Origin of the sequence: Streptomyces sp. NPDC057543 (assembly GCF_042801895.1) — a bacterium.
Taxonomy (GTDB): Bacteria; Actinomycetota; Actinomycetes; order Streptomycetales; family Streptomycetaceae; genus Streptomyces.
Map to the genome: position 1 here is coordinate 1 of NZ_JBHVFF010000431.1, position 4,961 is coordinate 4,961.

Sequence of the window (4,961 nt, forward strand, 5' to 3'; positions counted from 1 at the left end):
CGTGTGCCTCGGTCGACTGCATCAGCAGTCCGCCGAGGCGATCCGGACAGCACACCAGGGCCGATGGGGTGGAGAGTTGGACGGCTCCACCCCATCGGGCCCGGCCGCCTCCGCAGCGGCCGGGGCGGCAACGAGGCAATGCTGCCTCGCACCGGCTTTGTCCATCAGCCGATGAAAGTCCTGTGAATCGGTGCACGAGTTTCTTTTGCCTTCGACGGCACGGTGCTACGGTCCGGGTGGAAGTCGCACCCCCAAGCACCGGGCATGCGAACGGTTCTGACCACGACGGGGGCGGCGTGAGGAGTACGACGGCTCGACCGGCCAATATCCATCAGGCCCGGCTGCTCCGCCTCCTGCGCGACCTTGGCCCGCAGTCCCGGGTCGCCCTCGGCGACCAGGTGGAGCTGTCGCGCTCCAAGCTCGCGTTCGAGATCGATCGCCTGCTGGAAACCGGTCTGGTCGTCCCGGACGGACTTGCCGCCTCCCGCGGCGGCCGCCGCTCGCACAACGTCCGGATCGCCCCGTCACTGCGGTTCCTCGGCGTGGACATCGGCGCCACCTCCGTGGATGTCGCGGTCACCAACGCCGAGTTGGACGTCCTCGGTCACGTGGCCGAGGCGCTGGACGTGCGCGACGGTCCGGTCGCGGTCTTCGAGCGGGTGCTCGCGTTGGTCGGCAAGCTGCGCGAGACGACGGCGGTGGAACACTTCGACGGCGCCGGGATCGGCGTGCCGGGACCCGTCCGGTTCCCCGAGGGTGTCCCCGTCGCGCCGCCGATCATGCCTGGGTGGAACGGCTTCCCCGTCCGCGAGGCGATGAGCCAGGAGCTCGGCTGTCCCGTCCTTGTCGACAACGACGTGAACCTGATGGCCCTGGGCGAGCAGCAGGCCGGCGTCGCCCGGTCCGTGCGCGACTTCTTGTGCGTGAAGCTCGGGACCGGCATCGGCTGCGGCATCGTCGTCGGCGGCGAGGTCCACCGCGGTATCACCGGCAGTGCGGGCGACATCGGCCACATCCAGGTGGACCCGGACGGGCCGCGGTGCGCCTGCGGGAACACCGGTTGCCTGGAGGCCTACTTCAGCGGGAACGCCCTCGCACGCGACGCGACCGCGTTCGCCCAGTCCGGCCGCTCGACGGAGTTGGCCGGACGGCTCGCATCGGCCGGAAAGCTGACCCCCGAGGACGTTGCGGCCGCCGCGGGCGCCGGAGACGCCGCGGCCCTGGATCTGATCCGCTGGGGAGGCAACCGTACCGGTCAGGTCATCGCCGGACTGGTCAGCTTCTTCAACCCCGGCCTGGTGGTCATCGGAGGAGGGCTCACCGGACTGGGCCACAACCTGCTGGCGAGCATCCGCACCCAGGTCTACCGTCAGTCGCTGCCGTTGGCGACCGGCAACCTGCCGATCGTGCTCGGCGAACTCGGCCAGGTCGCCGGCGTCGTCGGCGCCGCCCGGCTGATCAGCAACCACATCTTCTCACCGGCCTGACGCTTCGATACGCGGCCGGAGCCCGTGGTGAGGCGGGCCCCGCGACGTACTCTTCCTGCTGCAGGCGGCATCTGAGGCCTTCCCCCGACCTCCCCATCTCCCGCCGTGCTGCCCGCCGAGCACGACTACACCCGGGCGCTGTCGATGTCCCGCCTCGCCTACGATCTGGAGAATCTGTTCATCCCGGCACTGGCCGCGGCCCTGCTGTCGTTGGTCACGTACAACTGGCTGTTCGCCGGAACGTCCGTCGGTTTTCTCGCCTTCGCCGCTCTGGTCGTCTCCTGCGTCCTGCCCAAGCCCGCCCCTGTGGAGCACACCGGCCGGCCGCACACCAAAGCCGCCTCCGGCCTCCGGCTGTTCTGGGTCCCCCGCCTGCGCGCCCTGCTCGCACTGGACCTCGCGTTCGCAGCATCGGGCGCAATGATCACCGTCAACACGGTCGTCCTGGTCCGTGATCACCTGCACCGGACGGCCGGGGACGTTTCCCTCGCCCGGGGTGCCTACGGTGCCGGATCGATGGCGGCCGCCCTGACGCTGCCCCGGATCCTGAAGCGTGTGAGCGATCGTGCCGTCATGCTCCCCGCGGCGTTTGCCCTGCCCGTGGTCTTCGCCGCGTACGGCATCGCGACGTCCGAAGGTCCGTCCTGGCCGGCCCTCCTCGCTGCCTGGACCGCCTTTGGCGCCGCATGCTCCGCAGTACTCACCCCCACCGGACGGCTGATCCGATGCTCGGCCGCATCAGCCGATCTACCGGCCGCGTTCGCCGCCCGGTTCTCCCTCTCTCACAGTTGCTGGCTTCTCACCTATCCGCTGGCCGGCTGGGTCGCCTCCGCCGCGGGGACGGTCACCGTTGGCTGGATGCTCGGGGCCATCGCGATGGCCGGCACTCTGACCGCCGTGTTGATCTGGCCTGCCCCCGACATGGCGCGACTTGACCACCGCCACCACCACCTTCCGCCCGGTCACCCCCACCTCGCTGAAGTCCGGCTCACCTCGGACGGCTACCCGCACAGCCACGACTACGTCATCGACCACCTGCATCCGTACTGGCCGGCAATGCGCCGTACAGCCCGCCCCTGAACATCACCCTGACGGCCAGGCCCGAGCCCGCTCATGCCGTCTGCCACGGTCGGCAACCAAAACAGGGCAAATGGGACACCGCCCGGGCGTGATGAGCAGACCGCGGACAAGCGGTGCTTTCCTCACGGTGTCTCCGGCCCGTACGCCTCGCGTGTGTGGGCTGGACCTGTCACCGATCCGGCCCTGTACGGCCGGCGAGACCCGAGGACGCGATGACCACGGTCCCCACCCCGACGACCCCACCGACCACAGCGGACAACGCTGCGACAGCCGGCCCCGCAGCAAGCCCCACGACGAGCCCCGCTCCAAGCCACAGAGCCTCCAGTCGCCCTCCGGCGGTTGTCGCTGATCAGACCCTCTTCGCCCACCCCGGCCGTGTGCAACTTCATTTCTCCGATCATTGAACTGCCTGGAGAAGCGTCCCGGCCCCGCACGAGCGCCGAGGCTGGAGCCGGGCTCACGCACCCTGCCCCGTCCGCCCATCCACGAGACCTCTAACATCATGTGGCGTTTCGTCGTCGGACGTCGATGCCTGCCTGGCCGTGTCCGCCGCCCAACGCCCACGACGTCCGCCGCACAGCGATGGAGTCGGGTATCGAGCAGCCGAGGAGAGGAACGTTCATGCGCGCTCGGAGCATCGCCACGGCCGCCGCAACAGCATTGGCGCTGGTGGCTGCCCGCGACCTCGTCCAGAAAAAGCACGCACTACTCAGAAACTTCCCCGTGATCGGGCACGCCCGGTACCTGTTGGAGACGATCGGGCCGGAGCTGCGGCAGTATGTCGTGACGTCCAACGAGGAAGAGCGCCCGTTCAGCCGCGACCAGCGCACCTGGATCTATGCGTCGGCGAAGGAAGAGAACAACTACTTCGGGTTCGGAACCGACGTGGACGTTGAGCACGTGCAAGGGCACGCGTACGTGAAGCAGCGGACGTTCGCCGGCACGCTGCCCGATCTGCACGACCCGCAGAGCCCGCTGCCCTCGGCCAAGGTGCTGGGCGGCCCGCGCGGGCGCGCCAAGGCGTTCCGGCCGGCAAGCGTCATCAACATCTCGGCGATGAGCTTCGGATCACTGTCTGGCGCGGCCATCACGGCGCTCAACAAGGGCGCGGCGCTGGCCGGCGCGATGCAGAACACGGGCGAGGGCGGCCTCTCGCAGTACCACCGCAACGGCGGTGATCTCGTCCTCCAGATCGGGACGTCGTACTTCGGTTGCCGCAACGAGGACGGCACCTTCAACCTCGACAAGCTCAAGGACGTGGTCGCAGGCGCCCCTGTCAAGGCGATTGAGATCAAGCTCTCCCAGGGCGCCAAGCCGGGGCTCGGTGGGATGCTGCCGGGCGCGAAGGTCACCCCCGAGATCGCCAAGATCCGCGGCATCCCGGCCGGCAAGGACTGCGCCTCCCCCTCTCGGCACACCGCGTTCCACGACGTCGACTCGATGCTCGACTTCGTGGAGCTGCTCGCTACCGAGACCGGTCTGCCGGTCGGGATCAAGAGCGCTGTGGGGGAGATGAGCTTCTGGCAGGAGCTGGCCACGCTGATGGCGCGTGGTGATCGCGGGGTCGATTTCGTGACCATCGACGGAGGCGAGGGCGGCACCGGGGCGGCTCCCCTGATCTTCACCGACTCGGTGTCGCTGCCGTTCCGGATGGGCTTCTCCCGCGTCTACAGCACCTTCGCCGAGCGGGGTCTGACCGACGACCTCACCTTCATCGGCTCCGGCAAGCTCGGCCTGCCCGAGAACGCCGCCGTCGCCTTCGCCTTGGGTGTCGACATGATCAACGTCGCCCGCGAGGCAATGCTGTCCATAGGCTGCATCCAGGCGCAGAAATGCCACACCGACAAGTGCCCCACCGGCATCGCCACCCAGGACCCGTGGCTGGTGCGCGGCGTCGACGCGCCATCGAAGGCCAATCGGGCCGCTGTCTACCTGCGCACCCTTCGTAAGGAGCTGCTGAAGGTCTCGGGAGCTGTCGGCGTCGCCCACCCGGCACTCATCACCACCACCGACATCGAGATCATGAACGGCGACTACGACGCCCGTACCTTGGCGAGCGTCTACGGCTACAAGGACGGCTGGGGCGAACTCGGCCCGGAGCTCGCCCAAGAGATCACCGCGCTGCTCACCGCCGAACCGACCCCTCTCCAGAAGCCGCCTGTCGGCTGACGTGTGACGAGTTGCCAGTGCCTGATCTGCGAGGTCGGGCGGTGCAGGGCGGTCGGCCGGGCCGACTACGAGACACGGCCTGTTGACCCGGGCAGGTGGGACCGGCACGACGACTTCCCGGCCCCTCCGGGGCGCGGGTCCTGGAGGCACGTCCGACCAGCACCACCTGCTGCACGACGAGATGGTGGCCCGCCGACTCCACGCCGAGCCCAGCCAGCGGTGCCC

The 4,961-nt window shown here is 69.2% G+C and carries 3 protein-coding genes; all 3 read left to right on the plus strand.

Annotation, left to right across the window (positions count from 1 at the left end):
- The first annotated feature begins 296 nt into the window (after positions 1 to 296).
- Complete coding sequence (locus tag ACFU8Q_RS38995; protein ID WP_384464193.1) at positions 297 to 1,487, plus strand: ROK family protein; 1,191 nt, start codon at positions 297 to 299, stop codon at positions 1,485 to 1,487.
- A gap of 105 nt (positions 1,488 to 1,592) precedes the next feature.
- Positions 1,593 to 2,567 carry an MFS transporter gene (locus ACFU8Q_RS39000; RefSeq protein WP_384464196.1) on the plus strand — a complete coding sequence of 325 codons (975 nt, stop codon included), beginning with the start codon at positions 1,593 to 1,595 and terminating at the stop codon, positions 2,565 to 2,567.
- A gap of 621 nt (positions 2,568 to 3,188) precedes the next feature.
- The gene (locus ACFU8Q_RS39005; RefSeq protein WP_384464199.1) at positions 3,189 to 4,736 is read left to right on the plus strand and encodes an FMN-binding glutamate synthase family protein; all 1,548 of its coding nucleotides are present in this window, start codon (positions 3,189 to 3,191) and stop codon (positions 4,734 to 4,736) included.
- Positions 4,737 to 4,961: the final 225 nt, after the last annotated feature.

What these genes read in the sequence shown, in the direction of transcription:
- ACFU8Q_RS39005 (WP_384464199.1), top strand. Translation starts at nt 3,189, where the DNA reads ATGCGCGCTCGGAGCATCGCCACGGCCGCCGCAACAGCATTGGCGCTG.